The following is a 22,113-nucleotide window of genomic DNA, read 5'->3' on the forward strand; positions in this document are numbered from 1 at the left end:
CCGGGCGTCACAGCAGCTTTTCGACGTCGGCGGCGATTTCGTCGGGCTTGGTCGACGGCGCGTAGCGCTTGACGATCCGGCCGTCGCGGTCGACCAGGAACTTCGTGAAGTTCCACTTGATCGCCTTGAGCCCGAGGATGCCGGGCGCTTCGTCGGTCAGGTAGCGGTACAGCGGATGCGCGTTGCCGCCCTTCACGTCGATCTTCGCGAACATCGGGAACGTCACCCCGTAGTTGCGCTCGCAGAACGTGCCGATCTGCGCGGCGTCGCCCGGCTCCTGCTTGCCGAACTGGTTGCACGGGAAGCCGAGCACGAAGAAGCCGCGCGCCGCGTACTGGTCGTAGAGCGTCTGCAGGCCCGCGTACTGCGGCGTGAATCCGCACTCGCTCGCCGTGTTGACGATCAGCAGCACCTTGCCGCGATACGCGTCGAGCGACACCGGCGCACCGGCGAGCGTCTCCGCGCTGAAGGAATACAGTGTGGACATCGTGCCCCCTTTCGAATTCGGACCGACGTGAGTCTAGGCGAAATCGCACAGAAACGGCATCTCCCGAACGGCCAATGCCCGGTGTGCGGCCCGCAGTCTAGAATAGCGGTTTTGCCCAGTCATTTCCGTCGTGATCCGTTTCAATCAGTTCAGCCTAGCGCGCGGCACCAAGCCGCTGTTCGACGCGGCGTCGTTCGTGCTCAATCCCGGCGAGAAGGCCGGCCTGATCGGCGCGAACGGCGCCGGCAAGTCGACGCTGTTCGCGGTCCTGCGCGGCGAGCTGCACGCCGACGCAGGCGATTTCTCGATGCCGCCGTCGTGGCGGATCGCCCAAGTGTCGCAGGAAACGCCGGCCGTCGAACGCTCGGCGCTCGACTACACGCTCGACGGCGACGCCGCGCTGCGCGAGATCGAAGCGCGTATCGCCGCCGCTTCGGCCGCGCATGACGGCTCGGCCGAAGCGGAAGCCCACGCGGCGTTCGCCGACGCCGACGGCTATACCGCGCCGGCGCGTGCCGAAGCGCTGCTGCTCGGCCTCGGCTTCACGCTCGCGCAGACGCGCGAGCCGGTCTCGAGCTTCTCCGGCGGCTGGCGCATGCGCCTGAACCTCGCGCAGGCGCTGATGTGCCGCTCCGACCTGCTGCTGCTCGACGAACCGACCAACCACCTCGACCTCGACGCGATCGTCTGGCTCGAAGACTGGCTGCACCGCTACCCCGGCACGCTCGTCGTGATCTCGCACGACCGCGAATTCCTCGATTCCATCTGCAACGTCACGCTGCACCTCGAGAACCGGCAGGTGAAGCGCTACGGCGGCAACTACTCGCAATTCGAAGTGCTGCGCGCGCAACAGCTCGCGCTGCAGCAAAGCGCATACGAAAAGCAGCAGAAGACGATCGAGCACCTGCAGAGCTTCGTCGACCGCTTCAAGGCCAAGGCCACCAAGGCGCGCCAGGCGCAGAGCCGGATGAAGGCGCTCGAGAAGATGGAACTGATCGCGCCGGCGCACATCGCATCGCCGTTCACGTTCGAATTCCGCACGCCCGACGCCGCGCCGAACCCGATGATGGTGATGGAGGACGTCCGCTGCGGCTACCACGGCGACGACGGCGCCGAGATCCCGATCGTCGAGCGCGTGTCGCTGTCGATCCAGAACGGCCAGCGCATCGGCCTGCTCGGCGCGAACGGCCAGGGCAAGTCGACGCTGATCAAGACGCTCGCGGCAACGCTCGAACCGCTGTCCGGGCACGTACGCGAAGGCAAGGGCCTGACGATCGGCTATTTCGCGCAGCACCAGCTCGAAACGCTGCGCGAGGACGATTCGCCGCTCGCGCACCTCGCGCGGCTCGCGCCCGACACGCGCGAACAGGAGCTGCGCGACTTCCTCGGCGGCTTCAATTTCTCGGGTGACATGGCGACGAGCCCGGTCGGGCCGTTCTCGGGCGGCGAGAAAGCGCGCCTCGCGCTCGCGCTGATCATCTGGCAGAAGCCGAATCTGCTGCTGCTCGACGAACCGACCAACCACCTCGACCTCGAAACGCGCCACGCGCTGACGATGGCGCTCGCGCAATTCGAAGGCACACTGATCCTGGTCTCGCACGACCGGCACCTGCTGCGCGCGACGACCGACCAGTTCATGCTCGTCGCGAAGCACCGGCTGCAGCCGTTCGACGGCGATCTCGACGACTACCGCGACTGGCTGCTGCAGCACGCGGCCGAGCAGCGCGCGGCCGCGAAGGCCGACAGCGCAGCCGCAGCCAGCGCGGAACCGACCGTCAACCGCAAGGACCAGAAGCGTCAGGAAGCCGAGGCACGGCAGCGGCTGTCGCACCTGAAAAAGCCGCTGCAGACGCGCATCACGAAGCTGGAAAAGGAAATGGACGCGCTGCACGCGGAGAAGGCCCGCCTCGACGCATTCGTCGCCGATCCGGCGAGCTACGAAGCGGAGCGCAAGACCGAACTGACCGACGCGATCCGCAAGCTGGGCGACGTCAACGCGCGGCTGGAATCCATCGAGGGCGACTGGCTCGCCGCGCAGGAGGAGCTCGAGCAGATCGGCTGACCGCCGCGCGGCAGGGCCGGCCGGGTGCGGTACATGCGGACGCCCTATGCAACAAAGCCGGGCGCGAAGGCCCGGCCGATTCCCTCACCCGCCTGGCTCGGCCCGGCGGGCCGCCAGCTCAGCGCCGCGGCAGCGTATCCCGCGGCATCTGCTCGTCGTCGCCCATCAGGTGGCGGCGCCCTTCGGTCGGCCGCCGGATCACCTCGACGACTTCCGCTTCCGTCACGTCCTCGGCAACGACCCGTCGCGCGAGACGCCCTTCCGCGTCGATCCATTCGACGATCCGGCACCCGCCGCCCCACGGCTGGCGGATCGGCTCCGACACGCGGCAACCGCGCAGGTTGTGAAGGTCTCGGTCCGGCGCTTGCCCGTACTGTTTCAACATAGGTCCCTTTCGCTTTGCACGGTTCGGCTGTCCGCAAAAGGATAGGGAAAAGCGATGTCCGCCGGGTTACACAACCCTACAAAACATTTACAGCACATTACGCGACAGATCTCCGGGGGCGCTCCCCCGGCGATCCGTCGCGCTCATTCGAGGCCGCGCACCCGGTCGATCGCCTGTTCGAGCCGATCGACCGCCATCACCTCCAGCCCGTCGATGGGCTGTTTCGGCGCATTCGCCTTCGGGATCAGCGCGGTCGTGAAGCCGAGCTTCGCGGCCTCGCGCAAGCGCTCCTGTCCGCGCGGCGACGGTCGGATCTCACCGGCCAGCCCGACTTCGCCGAACACGATCAGGCCCTTCGGCAGCGCCTTGTTGCGCATTGACGAATGGATCGCGAGCAGCACCGCGAGGTCGGCGGCGGGCTCGGCGATCTTCACGCCGCCCACCGCATTGAGGAACACGTCCTGGTCGAAGCACGCGATGCCCGCATGGCGGTGCAGCACCGCGAGCAGCATCGCGAGCCGGTTCTGCTCGAGACCGACGGCGAGCCGGCGCGGATTCGGGACGTGCGCGGTGTCGACGAGCGCCTGGATCTCGACGAGCAGCGGGCGCGTGCCCTCCTGCGTGACGAGCACGCATGAGCCGGGCACGACCTGCTCGTGCTGCGACAGGAACAGCGCGGACGGATTGGCGACGCCGCGCAAGCCGCGCTCGGTCATCGCAAACACGCCCAGCTCGTTCACCGCGCCGAAGCGGTTCTTGAACGCGCGCACGAGGCGGAACGACGAATGCGTGTCGCCCTCGAAGTACAGCACGGTGTCGACGATGTGCTCGAGCACGCGCGGGCCGGCCAGGTTGCCCTCCTTCGTCACGTGCCCGACCATGATGATCGCGGTGCCCGACTGCTTCGCGATCCGCGTGAGCTGCGCCGCGCACTCGCGCACCTGCGCGACCGAGCCGGGCGCCGACGTGAGCGCCTCCGAATAGACGGTCTGGATCGAGTCGACGACCGCGACGTCCGGCCGCTCCGCGTCGATCGCCGCCTGGATCTTCTCGAGCTGGATCTCCGCGAGCAGCTTCAGTTCGGCCGCCGGCACGCCGCCGTCGAGCAGCGCGAGCCGTTGCGCGCGCAACGCGATCTGCGCAGCCGACTCCTCGCCGCTGATATAGAGCGTACGCCGTTCGCTCGCGATGCCCGCGAGCGACTGCAGCAGCAGCGTCGACTTGCCGATGCCCGGATCGCCGCCGATCAGCACCACGCCGCCCGCGACCAGCCCGCCGCCGAGCACGCGGTCGAATTCGCCGATGCCGGTCGAGAAGCGCGGCACGTCGGCCGCCTCGATGTCGACGAGGCGCTGCACCGGCGCGCGCTTCGCGAGCGACTGGAAGCGGTGCGCCGACGGCGCTTCGGCAACCGCTTCGACCAGCGTGTTCCAGGCCTGGCACGACGGGCACTGCCCCTGCCACTTCGGGGACTGGCCGCCGCACTCGCTGCAGACGTAAACCGTTTTCTGTTTAGCCACGCGGTGCGCCCTTATTCCGCGCGCACCGGTACGCGGCCCGCCACCGCGCACATCAGTTCATAGCCGATCGTCCCGCAGTGGCGCGCCACGTCGTCGATCGGCAGTTCGTTGCCCCACAGCTCGACGCGCGAGCCGACGCCGGCCTGCGGGCACGGGGTCAGGTCGACCGTGATCATGTCCATCGACACGCGGCCGACGATCCGCGTGCGGATGCCGTCGACGATCACCGGCGTGCCCTCGGGCGCGACGCGCGGATAGCCGTCCGCGTAGCCGCACGCGACGACGCCGATGCGCATCTGTCCCTGCGCGGAGAACGTCGAGCCGTAGCCGATCGACTGCCCCTTCGCGATCGTCTGCACCGCGATCAGCTCGGACGCGAGCGTCATCGTCGGCTTGAGCCCGGTGTCGGCGATGTCGGCAAAGCGCCCGGACGGCGACGCGCCGTACAGCATGATGCCCGGACGCACCCAGTCGAAATGCGTGCCCGGGTGCCAGAGCACCGCCGCCGAATTCGCTAGGCTGCGCGCGCCGGCGATGTGTTCCGCGCCGCGCTGGAACGCGGCCAGCTGCTCGGCGACGCCGCGTTCGCTGTCCGCATCCGAAAAATGGGTCATCAACGTGATCTGGCCGATGCCGGGGCAGGCGCGCGCGCGTTCCCACGCGGCGCGATACTTCTCGGGCACGTAGCCGAGCCGGTTCATCCCGCTGTTCATCTTCAGCTGGACGTTGACGGGCTTCGACAGCCGCGCCGTTTCCAGCATCCGCATCTGCTCGTCGTTGTGGACGGTCGTGGTCAGGCTGTAGCGGTCGATCACGTCGATGTCGGTCGAACGGAAGAACCCTTCGAGCAACAGGATCGGGCCGGCCCAGCCGAGCTCGCGCAGCTTGACGGCCTCGTCGAGGTCGAGCAGCCCGAAGCCGTCGGTGCCGCGCAGGCCGGGAAATGCACGCGCGAGGCCATGCCCGTACGCGTTGGCCTTGACGACCGCCCAGACTTTGGACTGGCCGGCGTAGCGTCGGACGACGGAGAGATTGTTCGCGAGAGCGGCGGTATGGATGGTGGCGGAGATCGGGCGCGGCATGGGAAATTTACGTAAAGACGCTTGCGAATCATCAGCTTACTGCGCCTTTTGGGCGCCGAAGCCGACAACTTGCGGAACGATCGGGGAATCTTGCTAGTCCGAATCGCTGTATTTTCGTGTTATAAAGCCGTGCGCACAACCCATTTCGAACGGAATAAGCCGATCGCCTACCCGGCGGCCCATACGGCCGGACCGCAGCGACGAAAGCATCGCATCAGATGAAAAAAGGTTTTTACACCATCATGGCCGCGCAGTTTTTCTCGTCGCTGGCCGACAGTGCGCTCCTTATCGCCGCCATTGCCCTGCTGAAAGACCTCCACGCCCCGAACTGGATGACACCGCTGCTCAAGCTGTTCTTCGTGTTGTCCTATGTCGTGCTCGCGGCGTTCGTCGGCGCCTTCGCGGATTCGCGCCCGAAGGGCCACGTGATGTTCATCACCAACTCGATCAAGGTCGCAGGCTGCCTGATCATGCTGTTCGGCGCGCATCCGCTGATCGCCTACGGGATCGTCGGCTTCGGCGCGGCGGCCTATTCGCCCGCCAAGTACGGCATTCTCACCGAGCTGTTGCCGGCCGACCGGCTCGTCGCGGCGAACGGCTGGATCGAGGGCACGACCGTCAGCTCGATCATCCTCGGCACCGTGCTGGGCGGTGCGCTGATCAGTCCGCACATCGCGTCGCACGTGATCGCGCACACGCCGGCGTGGATCAGCACGCCCGCCGAAGCCGCGATCGCGGTGATCCTCGCGATCTACGTGGTCGCCGCGCTATTCAACCTGCGCATTCCCGACACCGGCGCACGCTATCCGAAGCAGCAGCACGGCCCGATCAAGCTCGTCACCGACTTTGCCGACTGCTTCACGGCGCTCTGGCACGACAAGCTCGGCCAGATCTCGCTCGCGGTCACGACGCTGTTCTGGGGCGCCGGCGCGACGCTGCAGTTCATCGTGCTGAAATGGGCCGAGGTGTCGCTCGGCATGTCGCTGTCCGAAGGCGCGCTGCTGCAGGCGGTCGTCGCATTCGGCGTCGCGGCCGGCGCAATCGCCGCGGCCAGCCGGATCCCGCTCAAGAAGTCGCTGACCGTGCTGCCCGTCGGCGTCATCATGGGCATCGCGGTGATGCTGATGGCGTTCTACTCGCGCGACATGATCCCGTCGAACTGGATTGTCCATCTCGGCCACATCCGGCTGCCGGTCTACCTGATCATCGCGTACATCTTCCTGATGTGCGTCGGCGCGCTGTCCGGCTACTTTGTCGTGCCGATGAACGCGCTCCTGCAGCACCGCGGCCACGTGCTGCTGTCGGCCGGCCACTCGATCGCGGTGCAGAACTTCAACGAGAACCTGTCGGTGCTCGTGATGCTGTGCCTGTACGCGGTGCTCGTGTGGCTCGACGTGCCGGTCGGCGTCGTCATCGTGCTGTTCGGCACGTTCGTCTGCCTGACCATGTGGCTCGTGATGCGCCGCCACCAGGCGAACCAGCGCCAGTTCGATTCGGTCGCGCTGATCGGCGAGGCGAAGCACTGACGCGCCCCATTCCGTTCCCGCCTGCCCGCGCCGGTTCCCGAACCGGCGCTTTGCCATCATGACGCATCCGATCCCCAACGTCCTGACGATCGCCGGCTCCGATTCCGGCGGCGGCGCAGGCATCCAGGCCGACCTGAAGACCTTCTCCGCGCTCGGCGCGTACGGCGCGAGCGTGATCACCGCGCTGACCGCGCAGAACACGCGCGGCGTGACCGGCGTGCACGCACCCGACGCCGCGTTCGTGACGGCGCAGCTCGACGCGGTGTTCGACGACATCCGCATCGACGCGGTGAAGATCGGCATGCTGGCGAACGCGGCGATCGTGCGCGCGGTCGCCGACGCGCTGCGCCGCTACGCACCCCGCTACATCGTGCTCGACACGGTGATGATCTCGAAGAGTTCGCACGCGCTGCTCGCGCCGGATGCGGTCGATGCGCTGCGCAGCGAGCTGCTGCCGCTCGCCACCGTCGTCACGCCGAACCTGCCCGAAGCGGCCGCGCTGCTCGGCGACGCGCCGGCGACGACCGAAGACGAAATGGTCCGGCAGGGCCAGGCGCTCGTGAAGGCGGGCGCGCACGCCGTGCTGATGAAGGGCGGCCATCTGCCGGTCGCCGACGCGAGCCCCGACTGGCTCGTCGACGCGACCCGCACCGTGCGCTTCGACGGCCCGCGCGTGCGCGCGAACAATACGCACGGCACCGGCTGCACGCTGTCGTCCGCAATCGCCGCCTTGCTGCCGCGGCATCCCGATCTGGAAAGCGCCGTGCGCGACGCGAAGGCCTACCTCACCGGCGCGATCGCCGCCAGCGACCGCCTCGACGTGGGCCGCGGCGTCGGCCCCGTGCATCACTTCCACCGCTGGTGGTAAGCGGCGGCTGACGCCGCGTCAGTCCACCTTCGCCGCGAACGCGCGCGCCTGCTCCGGCCAGTCGTCCGGCACGACGAAGCCGCGCGCGGTCTCCCGCCACACGCCGTCGGCAGCCGGCCCGTAGACGCCGATCAGCGCCGGCGCCTGGCGCGCCGACAGCACCGCCGGCAACGCATGTGCGGCCGCCAGCGGCTCGGGCTCGCCGGCGCCCGCCGCGATGCGGCGCGGCGCGAGCCACGCGAGCCGCGGCAGCACCGCCCATCCAGCATCGGCCGGCTGCGCGGCCGCCCACCCGGCCCACTGCGCGTGGGTCAGCCAGAAGCCGTGCGGATGATCCGGCGCGATTTCCCCGTCGAGTGGCGGCAGCGGCGCGCCGTGCGGATAGAACAGCCATCCCTTGATGAACATCTGCGCGTCGGACGGCGCGCCGTAGCCGAGTAGCGCGAATCCGTCGCGCGCGCTCAGGCGCAGCTGGTGATCGATCAGGCGGGCGCGCTTGCGATCGAAACGGTCGACCAGGTTCGGCCCGACGAAGTCGGCGAGCGACGCCGCGTCGCCGTCGCCCATTGGCGCGCACAGATAGCACTTCACGGCCAGTTCCCAATGCAGGCGCCGGCCGCCGGGCGTATCGACAAGGAAGTCCACCTCGCCGAGCGTCCGGCCGTGGCTGCGCAGTGCGAGGTTGGCCGCGACGAGCCGCAGCGACGGCCCGTGCGTGAGGAAGAATTCGACCAGGCACTCGGCATAGCGGCCGAGGCGCACCGGCCGCAGCCCTTCGAGCGCGCGGTGCAGCGGCTCGGGCGCCGCATCGAGCGCGGCCAGCCAGGCTTGCGCGGCGGCTCGCTCCGACGCATCGGACCACGGCTGCGCAAGCGGCGCGCCTGGCGCCGCCGTCAGCAGGCCCGGGCTCGTCAGCAGCCACGCCAGATCGCGTACCACAGCGTCGCGCAGCGTTTCGACGAACGACAACGCCGCGCCGGCTGTCATTGTTCGGACCGCTCGTCAGCCCCACGGATGGCCGTCCCACGGAACGTATCGCGCGCGAGGCACAGGTCGGCCCATGCCTTCGACTTGTCCTGCAGGCTGCGCAGCAGATAGGCCGGGTGATAGGTGACGATCACCGGCACGCCTTCGTAGGTGTGCACGCGGCCGCGCAGCGACGCGATGCTCGCGTCGGTCTTCAGCAGCGTCTGCGCGGCGAAGCGCCCGAGCGCCACGATCAGCTTCGGCTTCACGAGCGCGACCTGGCGCTGCAGATACGGCTCGCAGCGCGCGACCTCGTCCGGCTCCGGGTTGCGGTTGCCCGGCGGGCGGCACTTGATCACGTTGGCGATGTACACGTTGGTGCCGCGCGCGAGCGACAGCGACTGCAGCATGTTGTCGAGCAGCTTGCCCGCCTGGCCGACGAACGGCTCGCCCTGCTTGTCCTCGTTTTCGCCCGGCGCTTCGCCGACCAGCATCCAGTCGGCCGCGCGATCGCCGACGCCGAACACGGTGTTGGTGCGCTTTTCGCAGAGCCGGCAGCGCGTGCAGTCGGCCACGCGCGCGGCGAGCGCGTCCCAGTCGAGCTCGGCGACCGGCGTCTCGGCCGCGCGCAGGTCGGCCACCGGCGCGAGATCGGCGGGCGGCGCGGCGTCGAACCACGCGAAATCGTCCTCTTCGAGCGGCCGCGCATCGGCCGGCGGCGCAACGTCGTCCGTGCGCGCGACGTGGCGGGACGCGACGTGCTCGCCCGCGACGGACTGCGCGCGCGCTTCAGGCGGCTGCGTCGCGGCCGGCGACTCGCCGGCGTCGCACGCGTGCTCCGGCGCATTCGCCCGCGCGGATGGCGGCAGCGGGCGCGTCGGCGCATCGACCGCCGGCGTAACGGCCACGGATGCCACCGGCTCCGACACGACGGAGCGCGCCGCGCCACCCTCGCCTGCCCGCCCCGCCGGAGCCGCCTCCGGCGCTTTCGTCACGACATCCTGCGCGGCGGCTGCCGGCACATCGGCCGCGTGCAGCCCGCGCCGCACCCAGATCTGCGCCAGCCCCATTTCCTCGAGTGCCGCTTCAGCCAACGCCATGCGCGCCTCCGTCCTTGTTCAGCGTCAGACGCATCACGATCGCGTCCTCCCGGCCGCGATGCCGCGCCGGATAGTAGTTCTTGCGCCGCCCGATCGTCGCGAAGCCGAAGCGTTCATACAGATGGATCGCGCGCGGATTCGACGGCCGCACTTCGAGCAGCATGCCGTCGAGCCGCTCCGCCTGCGCGATGCGCACCGCCTCGCGCAGCAGCGCGAGGCCTGCGCCCGTGCATTGCGCGGCCGGTGCGACGCACAGGTTCAGCAGGTGCATCTCGTCGATCACGGGCATCAGCACGCAATAGCCGACGAGCGTCCCCGTCACGTGACGCAGGCACACGCCGAAATAGCCGTTGCGCAGCGAATCCTCGAAGTTGCCGCGGCTCCACGGGAATTCGTATGCGGCATGCTCGATCGCGACGACTTCGTCGAGATCGGCATCCGTCATCGGCGACAGGTACCGATCGCTCAGCAACACACCCGTCATTCCCGCGCTCCGCCCGGTTGCGCCGCACGCGCCGCCATCCGTTCGGCGGTGGTCTGCGCGACCTTGTCGCGCACGTACTCGGGCGCGGCCTGGTCTGCCGGCACCGTGCGCCCGGCCCGGAACGCGCGCAACGCCGCGTGCGCGACCGCCAGCGCATGCGGCATTGCGTCGCCGTCGATCGCCGCGGCGCGCGCAACCGCCGGCAGTTGCGCGCCGAATGCGGCCGCTGCGTTGCCCGCGAGCGTGAACGGCACGTCGGGCACGCCGACCGCGCCGGGCGCATCGAGCGCGGCCGGATGCAGCGTGCGCCAGTCGCCGGCGCCGTCGTCCCACGCGAACTCGGCCCAGTAGACCTCGTCCATCCGCGCGTCGAGCGCGGCCAGCACGCGCGCGGTGCCCGGCGCACGCAGCCGCGCATGCTCGGCGCACGCGAGCAGCGTGCCGATCGGCACGACCGGCAGCCCGCGCCCGAACGCGAGGCCTTGCGCGATCCCGGTCGCGGTGCGCAGGCCCGTGAACGAGCCGGGGCCCGCGCCGAACGCGATCGCGTCGCAGTCGGCGAGCGTCAGCCCGGATTCGGCGAAGAGTTCCTGGACGGCCGGCAGCACGCGTGTGCTCGACACGGCGCCCGTCAGTTCGTGGCGGACCCAGCTTTGCAGGGAGGAAGCGGCGGATTCGGCCGTGGCCGAGCGCAGCAGCGCGACCGAGCAGTATTCGGTCGACGTATCGATGGCGAGGAGCACTGTTTGCGTCATGGCCGACATTGTAATGCGACGCCCCGCTCCCACGGGCGACGCGCAGCAGATCGCCGTGCGCACGGGGCGCGCGCGCCGGTTTGGAAGGATCGCTCGACCCGCCGCGGCGGCGCGCTTGTTAAGATCGCCCGACTTGAAACCTCCACGGAGACACCCGATGAGCGACATCACCGCCCAGTTCAACCAGGCCCAGGAAGACGTGAAGCAACTGTCCGAGCGTCCGGGCAACCTCACGCTGCTGCGCCTCTACGCGCTCTTCAAGCAGGCGACCGACGGCGACGTGCACGGCGACAAGCCGGGCTTCACCGACATCGTCGGCAAGTACAAGTACGACGCGTGGGACGCGCTGAAGGGCACGTCGCAGGATGCCGCCAAGCAGCAATACGTCGAACTCGTCGAATCGCTGAAGAACGGCACCACGTCCTGATCGCGGCTCGTCGTCAAATCAGCAAAATCAGCAGTGGCGCAGCGCAGCAAAAATCTCTATAATGCCGGCTGCGTCACTTCCGCGCTCGGCCCATTGGCCGAACCGGCCGGACGCCTCGTAGCGTTAAGCTCCAATCCGGTTTAGAACCTGTCCCCTTCCTGCTTCGGCTCTAGCGGCCGTCAATTATCAGGCTGGCGGCAACGCGTCATAGCACGCCGCACCCAAAACAGCTTCTAGCCTCATCCGCCTCATGACTGGCGGATTGCACCCGTTTTCCGATTTGCTCGTTGAATCCGACAACTTGGGCATGCGCGATTGGCGCCGACGTTTCACCCACTGTGTTTCAAGGATTGTTATGACTTCGAGCATTTCCACCAGCCCCCTCAACGCGACCGCCGACAAGGCACTCGGTCTCGACGACGCCGCGCCGGCAGCAGCCGCGCCGGCCGCTGACGAGCCGACGTTCGCGTCGCTCGGGCTGTCGCCGGAGATCGTCTCCGCGCTGGAGGCCGCCGGCTACGTGAAGCCGACGCCGGTGCAGCAGCGCGCCATCCCGGCCGGCATCGCCGGCCGCGACCTGCTGGTGTCGAGCCCGACCGGTTCGGGCAAGACCGCCGCGTTCATGCTGCCCGCGATCGAGCGCTTCGCGCAGCTCCAGAAGGCGCAGGCGCAGCAGCCGCGCGCGCCGCGCGAACCGAACAATGGCGATCGCCGTGCCCGCCGTCCGCAGCCGGTCGCGCGCCCGGGCCTGCTCGTGCTGACGCCGACCCGCGAACTCGCGATGCAGGTGACGACCGCCGCATCGACCTACGGCAAGCACCTGAAACGTCTGCGCACGGTCAGCATCCTCGGCGGTGTCGCCTATGGCCAGCAGCTGATGCTGCTCGCGAAGAACCCTGAAATCCTCGTCGCGACCCCGGGCCGCCTGCTCGACCACCTCGAGCGCGGCCGCATCGACCTGTCCGAGCTGAAGATGCTCGTGCTCGACGAAGCCGACCGCATGCTCGACATGGGCTTCATCGAGGACATCGAGACGATCGTCGACGCAACGCCGGAATCGCGCCAGACGATGCTGTTCTCGGCCACGCTCGACGGCAAGATCGGTTCGCTGACGAGCCGCCTGCTGAAGGATCCGGAGCGCATCGAGATCCAGCAGCGCCTCGAGTCGCGCGCGAACATCGCGCAGACCGTGCACTACGTCGACGACCGCGATCACAAGGATCGCCTGCTCGATCACCTGCTGCGCGACAACGCGCTCGACCAGGCGATCATCTTCACGGCGACCAAGATCGACGCCGACCAGCTCGCCGGCCGCCTCGCGGACGCAGGCTTCGAGTCGGCCGCGCTGCACGGCGACCTGCCGCAGGGCGCCCGCAACCGTACGATCCGCGCACTGCGCGAGCGCCGCGTGCGCGTGCTCGTCGCGACCGACGTCGCGGCGCGCGGCATCGACATCCCGGGCATCACGCACGTGTTCAACTACGACCTGCCGAAGTTCGCGGAAGACTACGTGCACCGTATCGGCCGTACCGGCCGCGCGGGCCGCTCGGGCATCGCAGTCAGCCTCGTGCATCACGCCGAGCAAGGCGCGCTGAAGCGCATCGAGCGTTTCGTGCGCTCGCCGCTGCCGGTCAACGTGATCGAAGGCTTCGAGCCGCGCAAGGCGCCGCCGCGCAACGATCGCGGCAACGGCGGCCGCGGCCGTCCGGGTGGCGGTAACGGCGGCCGTCGTTTCGGCGGCAAGCCGGGCGGCGGTCACGGCAACGGCGGCGGCCGCAGCTACGGCGGCGGCAACGGCGGCAACGGCGGCTGGAGCGGCAAGCCGGGCGGCAGCCGCGACGGCGGCAACCGCCGCGGCGACGGCCAGCGCGGCGGCCCGCGACGCAGCAATTCGGCGTCGTAATGGCGCGCGGGCGGCCTCATCGGCCGTCCGTCACCCGCCCGCAACACGCAACCGGCGCACCCGCGCCGGTTTTTTTTCGCCCTCGCCGACATTTCACGATACGAAAAATTTTTTTGTGTCGTAAAAAATCATGCTGCGTGGCACAACACACGACATTGCGGAATGGAAAAAGGCATTTCTTATCTCGAAATGCACATCTCAAACAATTGATTTATAACGATTAAAAATTTCCGCACTCCCTGACGAAGCCCCTGTTTCGCAACCGGCGATTTGCCTAGACTCTTATACAAGACTTCGCGAACCGGAACGCCCCACTCCCCGCCTCGCGAACTGCACCACCGTTCGATTCATCCCGATTCAGGCAACACCACGTCAAGGAGCACATCATGTCGCGTCAGCAACAGGCACAGGAACTGCACAAGCAGTGGGAAACCGATCCGCGCTGGAAAGGCATCAAGCGCACCTATTCGGCTGAGGACGTGGTCCGCCTGCGCGGCTCGATCCAGGTCGAGCACACGATCGCGAAGCGCGGCGCGGAAAAGCTCTGGACCCTGATCAACAACGAGCCGTTCGTCAACGCGCTCGGCGCGCTGACCGGCAACCAGGCCATGCAGCAGGTGAAGGCCGGCCTCAAGGCGATCTACCTGTCGGGCTGGCAGGTCGCGGGCGACGCGAACCTCGCTGGCGAAATGTATCCGGACCAGTCGCTGTACCCGGCGAACTCGGTGCCGCAGGTCGTGAAGCGCATCAACAACACGCTGACGCGCGCCGACCAGATCCAGTGGTCGGAAGGCAAGAACCCGGGCGACGAAGGCTACGTCGACTTCTTCGCGCCGATCGTCGCCGACGCGGAAGCCGGCTTCGGCGGCGTGCTGAACGCGTTCGAGCTGATGAAGGCGATGATCGAGGCCGGCGCGTCGGGCGTCCACTTCGAAGACCAGCTCGCATCGGTGAAGAAGTGCGGCCACATGGGCGGCAAGGTGCTCGTGCCGACGCGCGAAGCCGTCGCGAAGCTCGCGGCAGCGCGTCTCGCGGCCGACGTGATGGGCACGCCGACCGTGCTGGTCGCGCGCACCGATGCGGAAGCGGCTGACCTGATCACGTCGGACGTCGACGACAACGACAAGCCGTTCCTGACGGGCGAGCGCACGGTCGAAGGCTTCTTCCGCACGAAGCCGGGCCTCGAGCAGGCGATCTCGCGCGGTCTCGCGTACGCACCGTACGCCGACCTGATCTGGTGCGAAACGGGCAAGCCGGATCTCGAGTACGCGAAGAAGTTCGCGGAAGCGATCCACAAGCGGTTCCCGGGCAAGCTGCTGTCGTACAACTGCTCGCCGTCGTTCAACTGGAAGAAGAACCTCGACGACGCGACGATCGCGAAGTTCCAGAAGGAACTCGGCGCGATGGGCTACAAGTTCCAGTTCATCACGCTGGCCGGCTTCCATGCGCTGAACTACTCGATGTTCAACCTCGCGCACGGCTATGCCCGTACGCAGATGAGCGCGTTCGTCGAACTGCAGCAGGCCGAGTTCGCGGCAGCCGACAAGGGCTTCACCGCGGTCAAGCACCAGCGCGAAGTCGGCACCGGCTACTTCGACGCGGTCACGCAGACGGTCGAGCGCGAAGCGTCGACGACCGCGCTGCACGGCTCGACCGAAGACGAGCAGTTCTTCGACGGCAAGAAGGTCGCGTAACACGCGTCGCGGCATCATGCCGACGCCCGCCGGTCATGCGACGGCGCGGCATCGGCAGCCGAAAACGCGAAGGAGCAACAGGGAGGAGACGGCATGCGCGCGACGGCAGGCGCACGACATGCCGCACGGCCTGCGGGCCATATACGACAAAACGCGCGCCGGCCCTGCCCGGCGCGCGCTGCTTTCAGCGTCGGCCGACCGGCCTGTGCCCGCCGGTCGCCGCGCCTACCGATAAACGATCACCGGAATTTTCGTATGGGTCAGTACGCGCTGCGTCTCGCTGCCGATCAGCAGGCTGCCGAGCCCTCGGCGCCCGTGCGACGCCATGAAGATCACGTCGCAGCCGCCGCGCTCGGCCGCCTCGATGATGCCGAGGTACGGCGACGGATGCACGCTCGTCCAGGTGTCGCAGTCGACTCCCGCCTCCCGCGCGGCGGATTCGACCTCGTCGAGATGCGTGCGCGCCTCGCGCTCGCTGCGCGCCCTGAAATCGGCGGGCGGCTCGATGATCACTTCGGAGAACGGCGAGTAGGGATACTGCGGCAGGCACGCATAGGCGGTCACGCGCGCGCCGACCGCCCGGGCGAGATCGATCGCGCCGTCGATCGCCTTCTTCGACAGGTCGGACCCGTCGGTCGGAACGAGGATGTGCTTGAACATCGCGCCCTCCATCGCCAGTCACACCCCGCGCGCCGCACGCCCGGAGTGCCTGTTTCGATTGTAGTGTGCGAAAACCGGCCGCCGGCCCCGGCAGCGGGTTCGCCCTCATATCGGAAACGCGCGGGCGGCCGAGCCCGCGACGATCGAGCCATCCTACCCCCAATACCCGGGCCGCTCGTACGTGTGCTTCAGGTAATCGAGGAACAGCCGCACGCGCAACGGCAAATGCCGGCGCTGCGGGAACACCGCATGAATGCCGATCGGCGGCGCCGCGAACGCGTCCAGCACGCTGACGAGGTGGCCGGCCGCGATGTCGTCGCCGACCTCCCACCACGAGCGCCACGCGAGGCCGTACCCCGCCAGGCACCACTCGTGCAGGACTGCGCCGTCCGAGCATTCCATCGTGCCGCTCACGCGGATCGACACGACCTTGCCGTCCTCCTGGAACGACCAGCCGCGCTGCTGGTTCGCGTTCGCGGCAAGCGCGAGGCAGTTGTGCCGCGCGAGTTCCGCGAGCGTGGCCGGCGTGCCGCGCCGCGCGAGATACGCGGGCGACGCGACGCACACGCGGCGGTTCTCGCCGAGTTTCAGCGACACCAGCGACGAGTCGGGCAGCTCGCCGAGCCGCACCGCGCAATCAAAGCCCTCGTTGACGAGGTCGACCATCCGGTCGGACAGGTCGAGCGTGACCGACACGTCCGGATGCGCGCAGCTGAATTCGGGCACGAGCGGCGCGACGTGGCGCCGGCCGAAGCCGGCCGGCGCGGAGATCCGCAGGTGGCCGCTCGCCTTCACCCCGCCCGCGGACACGCTCGCCTCCGCGTTCTGCATGTCGTTGATGATGCGCTGGCAATCCTCGAGGAAGGCCGAGCCCTCGAAGGTCAGCGTGAGCCTGCGCGTCGTGCGCACCAGCAGCTTGACGCCGAGCCGCTCCTCGAGCGCGTCGAGCCGGCGGCCGATGATCGCGGGCGCGACCCCTTCCGCGTGCGCGGCCGCCGACAGGCTGCCTTTCGCCGCGACCGCGGCGAACGTTTCGATCTGTTTGAACCGGTCCATGAATCGGGAGGACGGCCGCAACCGTCCTTCACGTTGACTGAAGCGGCTCCAGATTAGGTATATGAAAGTAAAAGATCAAGTGATGTTTAGCGTCTTTTTTGGCACTGACGATCACGAATAAAATCGTTTCCGACCTCTGATACTGGAGCGCAAGGCTATGTCGGCCACAACGACACTCTCTCCTACCGCCATCCTCTTCGACGCTTACGGCACGCTGTTCGACGTGCACGCGGTCGTGGCCGCGGCAGAGCAGATGTTCCCCGGCCACGGGGACCGGTTGTCGCAGCTGTGGCGACGCAAGCAAATCGAATACACGCAACTGCGCACGCTCGCCGATCCGGCCGGCGCGCGCTACCGCCCGTTCTGGGACATCACGCTCGACGCGTTGCGGTTCGCCGCGCGCGCGCTCGGCCTCACGCTGAACAGCGCCGCCGAGAAACGCCTGATGGACGAATACGCGTGCCTGTCCACCTATCCCGACACCGTGCCCGCGCTGCGCAAGCTGCGCGCGCTCGACCCGCGTCCGCCGCTCGCGATCCTGTCGAACGGCAACCCGCAGATGCTCGACATCGCGGTGAAGAGCGCCGGCATGACCGGCCTGTTCGATCGCGTGCTGTCGGTCGACGCGGTGCGCGCGTATAAGCCGTGCCCGGCCGCCTACGCGCTCGGCACCGACGCGTTCGGGCCGAACCCGCGCGACATCGTGTTCGTGTCGTCGAACGGCTGGGACGTGACGGGCGCCGCCTGGTTCGGCTACACGACGTTCTGGCTCAACCGCACGGGCGCCCCCGCCGAGGAGCTCGGCGCGCCGCCCGACGGCGCCGGCGCCGGCATGGCCGACCTGCTGGCTTTCCTCGCCACCCCGACTCCGTCCGGCAGAAGTGCCAGCCGCGCGCGCCCCGGCCCGGGCGCGTAACGCTCGCATCGATGCCGGCCACTTCCCCCTTTCACCGAAACCGCAACTGACCGACCAAGGAGATGAGACTCATGACCACCACGCTCACGCTGCCGCAAGGCATGGCGATTACCGGCGAGATCCGTCCGGGCTACGAAGCAATCCTGACGCCCGCGGCACTCGAACTCGTCGCGGCGCTGCATCGCACGTTCGAGCCGCGTCGCCACGCCCTGCTGCAGGCGCGCGTCGAACGCACGAAGCGCCTCGATGCCGGCGAGCGCCCCGATTTCCTGGCCGACACGAAGGCGATCCGCGAAGGCGACTGGAAGGTCGCGCCGCTGCCCGCCGACCTGCAATGCCGCCGCGTCGAGATCACCGGCCCCGTCGAGCGCAAGATGATCATCAACGCGCTGAACTCGGGCGCCGATTCGTACATGACGGACTTCGAGGATTCGAACGCGCCGAGCTGGACGAACCAGATCGACGGCCAGATCAACCTGAAGGACGCGATCCGCCGCACGATTTCGCTCGAGCAGAACGGCAAGTCGTACAAGCTCAACGACAAGGTCGCGACGCTGATCGTGCGTCCGCGCGGCTGGCACCTCGACGAGAAGCACGTGACGGTCGACGGCCAGCGCGTGTCCGGCGGCATCTTCGACTTCGCGCTGTTCCTGTTCCACAACGCGAAGGAACTGATCGCGCGCGGCTCGGGCCCGTACTTCTATCTGCCGAAGATGGAAAGCCATCTCGAGGCGCGCCTGTGGAACGACATCTTCGTCGCCGCGCAGGAGCAGGTCGGCATCCCGCGCGGCACGATCCGCGCGACCGTGCTGATCGAGACGATCCTCGCCGCCTTCGAGATGGACGAGATCCTGTACGAACTGCGCGAGCACAGCTCGGGCCTGAACGCCGGCCGCTGGGACTACATCTTCTCGGCGATCAAGAAGTTCAAGAACGACCTCGATTTCTGCCTCGCGGACCGTTCGAAGATCACGATGACGGTGCCGTTCATGCGTGCATACGCGCTGCTGCTGCTGAAGACCTGCCACAAGCGCAACGCGCCGGCGATCGGCGGGATGAGCGCGCTGATCCCGATCAAGAACGATCCTGAAGCGAACGACAAGGCAATGGGCGGCGTGCGCTCGGACAAGCAACGCGACGCGACCGACGGCTACGACGGCGGCTGGGTCGCGCACCCGGGCCTCGTGCCGATCGCGATGGACGAATTCGTGAAGGTGCTCGGCGACAAGCCGAACCAGATCGCGAAGCAGCGCGACGACGTGCAGATCGAAGGCCGGAACCTGCTCGACTTCCAGCCGGAGGCGCCGATCACCGAAGCCGGCCTGCGCAACAACATCAACGTCGGCATCCACTACCTCGGCGCGTGGCTCGACGGCAACGGCTGCGTGCCGATCCACAACCTGATGGAAGACGCCGCGACGGCCGAGATCTCGCGCTCGCAGGTGTGGCAGTGGATCCGCTCGCCGAAGGGCGTGCTCGACGACGGCCGCAAGGTGACGGCGGAACTCGTGCGCGACTACGCGAAGGCCGAGCTCGAGAACGTGAAGCGGTCGGTCGGCGGCAATACGCAACCGTACGAGCGCGCCGCGGCGATCTTCGAGCAGATGTCGACGTCGGAAGGTTTCACCGAATTCCTGACGCTGCCGCTGTACGAGGAGATCTGACCGCGTCGCGCCCGAATGAAACATGCCCGATCGGCTTACGCAGATCGGGCATGTTTCGGTCAGACTAGCCGTCCGGTTCGAGCGCCCCGCGGGGCGCTTTTTCCTTTGCGCGACGCGCGCCCGCTCAGGCGGCTTCCCGCTCGCGCCGATGCTGGACCCAGTCGCCCGACACGATGCGCGGCTGGTCCGACACCGCATGCGCGGCGACCGGGTAATACAGGCACGCATACTGCCGGCCGCCGAGTTCGACGTTCGCCGCTTCCTGACTGAACAGGGTATCGACGCCCGGATACACGCGCTCGATCTCGTCGAGCACGGGGACGAGCCGTTCGTCGACTTCATAGACGTCGCCCCAGACGAGCGTCTTCCTGTCGGCCACCGCGACCATGCCCGGATACGTGCCGAAATCGTACAGTTCGCCCGGCAGCGCGGCCGCGCCGACCAGCGTCGGCGCTGCGATGCCGTGCCGCGCAGCCGCATGGGCGATATCGTTGGCCTCTCCCGCTCTCAACGTGCCGTAGACGAATACGTGGCGCATCGTGTTTCTCCTTCTTCTATTCGTGTGTTGCCGTGTCAGGTCAGCGGCGTCGCGCTGACGAGCACGCCGTCTTCGTCGGCGTAGATCCATTCGCCGGGGGCGATTCGCGTGCCGAGCACCGTGACGGGAACGTCCCGTTCGCCGGCGCCGCGCTTGTCGCTCTTGCGCGGATGCGTCGCGAGCGCGAGCACGCCGACGTTGCACGCGCGCAATTCAGCCGAATCGCGCACGCATCCATAGACCACGATACCGGCCCAATGGTTCTTCTCGGCCAGCGCGCCGAGGTTGCCGCCGACGAGCGCGCAACGCTGGCTGCCGCCGCCGTCGACGACCAGCACGCGCCCGGCGCCGTCCTGCTCGAGCGCGGCGCGCACGAGCGTGTTGTCCTCGAACAGCTTGAGCGTCGCCGCAGGCCCCGCGAAGCGCGCCGCGCCGCCGTACGGGCGCAGCGCCGGCGCAAGCACGCGCAGGGTGCCGGCCGTGAGCCGCTCTTCGTGGGCGTCGCAGAGGTCGGTTGTCGCAAACGTCGTCATGTCGTCTCCGGTCTCATTCAAGGTTCATTCGAACGTTGCATTATCGACTGAAAAAAAGCCGCCGCGTGCAGGTGTGCGGGCCTTCTAAAATAACGGCATCGCTGCCGCACAGTCCGAATCGCCCATGAATCCGTCCGCCCGCGCCGACGAGCCCGCTCATCGCGACACCATCGACATCCCGCCGGAATTCGCGCCGACGCCTGTCCACCCGATGCGGGTGCGTGCGCGGCCGGTTCCCGCCGGCGCGCGCATCCCGCGTCACACGCACGCCTGGGCGCAGCTCGCCTATGCGTCGCGCGGCGTGCTGCGCATGGCGACGACGGGGACGACGTGGATGGTGCCGCCGTCGCGGGCCATCTGGGTGCCGCCGCACGTGACGCACGAGGTCTTGATCGTCGAGGACGCGTACCTGCGCACGCTGTACATCGACGAGTCGATCGTGCCGGGCGGGCTCGACGCGTGTCGCGTCGTCGAAGTGACGGGGCTGCTGCGCGAGCTGATCGTCGCGCTCGACGCACGCGACCTGGGCGCGGCCCGCGAACGCCTGCTCTGCGCGCTGGTGCTCGACGAATTGAGCCATGCCGAACCGTTGCCGCTGTCGGTGCCGATGCCCGACGAGAAGCGACTGCGCACGCTGTGCGAAGCGGTGCTCGCGCAGCCCGCGCACGCGGAATCGCTGGAACACTGGGCGGGCGAGGTCGGCGCGAGCACGCGCACGATTTCACGGCTGTTCAAGCAGGAGCTGGGCGTGAGCTTTTCGCAATGGCGGCAGCAGGCACTGCTCGCGCGCGCGATTCCGCTGCTGAACCAGGGGCGTCCGTTGTCGCATATCGCGCGCGAACTCGGCTACCAGAGCCAGAGCGCGTTCTCCGCGATGTTCCGGCGCGCCTTCGGCGAAAGCCCGCGCGCGTTCATGCTGCGCGGCCACGCGCACGAGGCCGCCGAAGACGTGACGGGCAGCGACGGACACCCGAACGACGACGCGGCGGACCGCCAGCCGTGACGGCGGCGCGAGCGTCAGACCCGCCGCACCATGTGCCGGATCGCACCGAACTGCGCGAACCGCGACCCGGTCACGCGATAGCCCATGCGCAGATACAGTCGCGCGGCGGGATTGTCGACGAACACGCGCAACTGGAGTTCGTTCAGCCCGCGCGCCCTCGCCCAGCGGTGCGACATCTCGAGCAGGTAGGTGCCGGCGCCGTGTCCGCGATGGCCGGCTGCGATCTGCACGTCGCGGATGTGCAGCGAATCGCCCTCTTCCGTCACGCGCAACACGCCGATCCGCTCGCCGTCGGCTTCGAGGATGAAGTTCTCGGACTCGCGCCAGCTCGCGTAGAACAGGTCGCTGCGCCACACGAGCCCGTGGCGCTTGTAATAGCCGCCCATGTTGCCGTGCGTCAGCGCTTCGGCAAACGGAAAATCGCCGGGCTCCGCGGGGCGGAGCTGATACAGGAGTCGCAGGTCGGTGGGATCGAGCATCGCGC

At 68.3% G+C, this 22,113-nt stretch carries 22 protein-coding genes; 9 read left to right on the top strand and 13 right to left on the bottom strand.

What is annotated here, in order from left to right:
• Positions 1–7: 7 nt before the first annotated feature.
• Positions 8–487 carry a glutathione peroxidase gene (locus B7P44_RS10875; protein ID WP_084903820.1) on the bottom strand — a complete coding sequence of 160 codons (480 nt, stop codon included), beginning with the start codon at positions 485–487 and terminating at the stop codon, positions 8–10.
• 130 nt (positions 488–617) lie between these two features.
• On the opposite strand from B7P44_RS10875, the gene B7P44_RS10880 reads away from it, so the two are divergent.
• The gene (locus B7P44_RS10880; RefSeq protein WP_084903823.1) at positions 618–2,549 is read left to right on the top strand and encodes an ATP-binding cassette domain-containing protein; all 1,932 of its coding nucleotides are present in this window, start codon (positions 618–620) and stop codon (positions 2,547–2,549) included.
• 118 nt (positions 2,550–2,667) lie between these two features.
• Here B7P44_RS10880 and B7P44_RS10885 read toward each other — a convergent pair whose 3' ends face one another.
• The 3 genes from B7P44_RS10885 to alr form a co-directional block, all read right to left on the bottom strand.
• On the bottom strand, positions 2,668–2,934 hold the full coding sequence (locus tag B7P44_RS10885; RefSeq protein ID WP_084903826.1) for a DUF2866 domain-containing protein: 267 nt from the start codon (positions 2,932–2,934) through the stop codon (positions 2,668–2,670).
• A 143-nt stretch (positions 2,935–3,077) separates the two neighbouring features.
• Entirely contained in the window at positions 3,078–4,454 is a 1,377-nt protein-coding gene (radA, locus tag B7P44_RS10890) for a DNA repair protein RadA (RefSeq protein ID WP_084903828.1), read from the bottom strand.
• A gap of 11 nt (positions 4,455–4,465) precedes the next feature.
• On the bottom strand, positions 4,466–5,536 hold the full coding sequence (gene alr, locus B7P44_RS10895; protein ID WP_084903831.1) for an alanine racemase: 1,071 nt from the start codon (positions 5,534–5,536) through the stop codon (positions 4,466–4,468).
• A gap of 218 nt (positions 5,537–5,754) precedes the next feature.
• On the opposite strand from alr, the gene lplT reads away from it, so the two are divergent.
• On the top strand, positions 5,755–7,062 hold the full coding sequence (lplT, locus tag B7P44_RS10900; RefSeq protein ID WP_084903833.1) for a lysophospholipid transporter LplT: 1,308 nt from the start codon (positions 5,755–5,757) through the stop codon (positions 7,060–7,062).
• Between the two features lie 58 nt (positions 7,063–7,120).
• Positions 7,121–7,930, top strand: a complete 810-nt coding sequence (gene thiD, locus B7P44_RS10905; protein ID WP_084903836.1) for a bifunctional hydroxymethylpyrimidine kinase/phosphomethylpyrimidine kinase — start codon at positions 7,121–7,123, stop codon at positions 7,928–7,930.
• An 18-nt stretch (positions 7,931–7,948) separates the two neighbouring features.
• Here the strand turns inward: thiD and B7P44_RS10910 are convergent, their stop codons facing one another.
• The 4 genes from B7P44_RS10910 to tsaB are packed head-to-tail and all read right to left on the bottom strand — an operon-like array spanning position 7,949 to position 11,244.
• Positions 7,949–8,917, bottom strand: a complete 969-nt coding sequence (locus tag B7P44_RS10910) for a DUF1853 family protein (protein ID WP_084903838.1) — start codon at positions 8,915–8,917, stop codon at positions 7,949–7,951.
• On the bottom strand, positions 8,914–9,996 hold the full coding sequence (locus B7P44_RS10915) for a uracil-DNA glycosylase (RefSeq protein ID WP_084903841.1): 1,083 nt from the start codon (positions 9,994–9,996) through the stop codon (positions 8,914–8,916). The genes B7P44_RS10910 and B7P44_RS10915 overlap by 4 nt, the downstream gene beginning before the upstream one ends.
• Positions 9,983–10,480: a ribosomal protein S18-alanine N-acetyltransferase gene (gene rimI / locus B7P44_RS10920; protein ID WP_010092035.1), complete on the bottom strand. Its 498-nt coding sequence runs from the start codon at positions 10,478–10,480 to the stop codon at positions 9,983–9,985. The genes B7P44_RS10915 and rimI overlap by 14 nt, the downstream gene beginning before the upstream one ends.
• The gene (gene tsaB, locus B7P44_RS10925) at positions 10,477–11,244 is read right to left on the bottom strand and encodes a tRNA (adenosine(37)-N6)-threonylcarbamoyltransferase complex dimerization subunit type 1 TsaB (protein ID WP_084903843.1); all 768 of its coding nucleotides are present in this window, start codon (positions 11,242–11,244) and stop codon (positions 10,477–10,479) included. The genes rimI and tsaB overlap by 4 nt, the downstream gene beginning before the upstream one ends.
• Before the next feature lie 148 nt (positions 11,245–11,392).
• Between tsaB and B7P44_RS10930 the strand changes: the two genes are divergently transcribed.
• The 3 genes from B7P44_RS10930 (at position 11,393) to aceA (ending at position 15,259) form a co-directional block, all read left to right on the top strand.
• Positions 11,393–11,662 (top strand): acyl-CoA-binding protein, encoded by a 270-nt coding sequence (locus B7P44_RS10930; protein WP_084903846.1) that lies wholly within the window; start codon positions 11,393–11,395, stop codon positions 11,660–11,662.
• Between the two features lie 355 nt (positions 11,663–12,017).
• A complete protein-coding gene (locus B7P44_RS10935; RefSeq protein ID WP_084903847.1) occupies positions 12,018–13,565 on the top strand; it encodes a DEAD/DEAH box helicase in 1,548 nt (515 codons plus the stop codon).
• Positions 13,566–13,951: 386 nt separating this feature from the next.
• Entirely contained in the window at positions 13,952–15,259 is a 1,308-nt protein-coding gene (gene aceA, locus B7P44_RS10945; protein ID WP_084903850.1) for an isocitrate lyase, read from the top strand.
• Positions 15,260–15,484: 225 nt separating this feature from the next.
• Here the strand turns inward: aceA and B7P44_RS10950 are convergent, their stop codons facing one another.
• Entirely contained in the window at positions 15,485–15,919 is a 435-nt protein-coding gene (locus B7P44_RS10950; protein WP_076475900.1) for a universal stress protein, read from the bottom strand.
• Positions 15,920–16,072: 153 nt separating this feature from the next.
• Positions 16,073–16,975 (bottom strand): LysR family transcriptional regulator, encoded by a 903-nt coding sequence (locus B7P44_RS10955; protein ID WP_084903853.1) that lies wholly within the window; start codon positions 16,973–16,975, stop codon positions 16,073–16,075.
• A 157-nt stretch (positions 16,976–17,132) separates the two neighbouring features.
• Here B7P44_RS10955 and B7P44_RS10960 point away from each other — a divergent pair, with 157 nt between their 5' ends.
• Both B7P44_RS10960 and aceB read left to right on the top strand, forming a co-directional pair.
• Positions 17,133–17,891 (top strand): haloacid dehalogenase type II, encoded by a 759-nt coding sequence (locus B7P44_RS10960; protein ID WP_084903855.1) that lies wholly within the window; start codon positions 17,133–17,135, stop codon positions 17,889–17,891.
• A gap of 71 nt (positions 17,892–17,962) precedes the next feature.
• The gene (gene aceB / locus B7P44_RS10965; protein WP_084906590.1) at positions 17,963–19,555 is read left to right on the top strand and encodes a malate synthase A; all 1,593 of its coding nucleotides are present in this window, start codon (positions 17,963–17,965) and stop codon (positions 19,553–19,555) included.
• 124 nt (positions 19,556–19,679) lie between these two features.
• On the opposite strand, the gene B7P44_RS10970 is transcribed toward aceB, so the two are convergent.
• Both B7P44_RS10970 and rraA read right to left on the bottom strand, forming a co-directional pair.
• The gene (locus tag B7P44_RS10970; RefSeq protein ID WP_084903858.1) at positions 19,680–20,093 is read right to left on the bottom strand and encodes a gamma-glutamylcyclotransferase family protein; all 414 of its coding nucleotides are present in this window, start codon (positions 20,091–20,093) and stop codon (positions 19,680–19,682) included.
• Positions 20,094–20,128: 35 nt separating this feature from the next.
• Positions 20,129–20,626 carry a ribonuclease E activity regulator RraA gene (gene rraA, locus B7P44_RS10975; RefSeq protein WP_084903861.1) on the bottom strand — a complete coding sequence of 166 codons (498 nt, stop codon included), beginning with the start codon at positions 20,624–20,626 and terminating at the stop codon, positions 20,129–20,131.
• 124 nt (positions 20,627–20,750) lie between these two features.
• Between rraA and B7P44_RS10980 the strand changes: the two genes are divergently transcribed.
• A complete protein-coding gene (locus tag B7P44_RS10980) occupies positions 20,751–21,629 on the top strand; it encodes an AraC family transcriptional regulator (RefSeq protein WP_084903864.1) in 879 nt (292 codons plus the stop codon).
• 14 nt (positions 21,630–21,643) lie between these two features.
• On the opposite strand, the gene B7P44_RS10985 is transcribed toward B7P44_RS10980, so the two are convergent.
• The gene (locus tag B7P44_RS10985; RefSeq protein ID WP_084903866.1) at positions 21,644–22,108 is read right to left on the bottom strand and encodes a GNAT family N-acetyltransferase; all 465 of its coding nucleotides are present in this window, start codon (positions 22,106–22,108) and stop codon (positions 21,644–21,646) included.
• Positions 22,109–22,113: the final 5 nt, after the last annotated feature.

This window comes from Burkholderia ubonensis subsp. mesacidophila (genome assembly GCF_002097715.1).
GTDB lineage: Bacteria > Pseudomonadota > Gammaproteobacteria > Burkholderiales > Burkholderiaceae > Burkholderia > Burkholderia mesacidophila.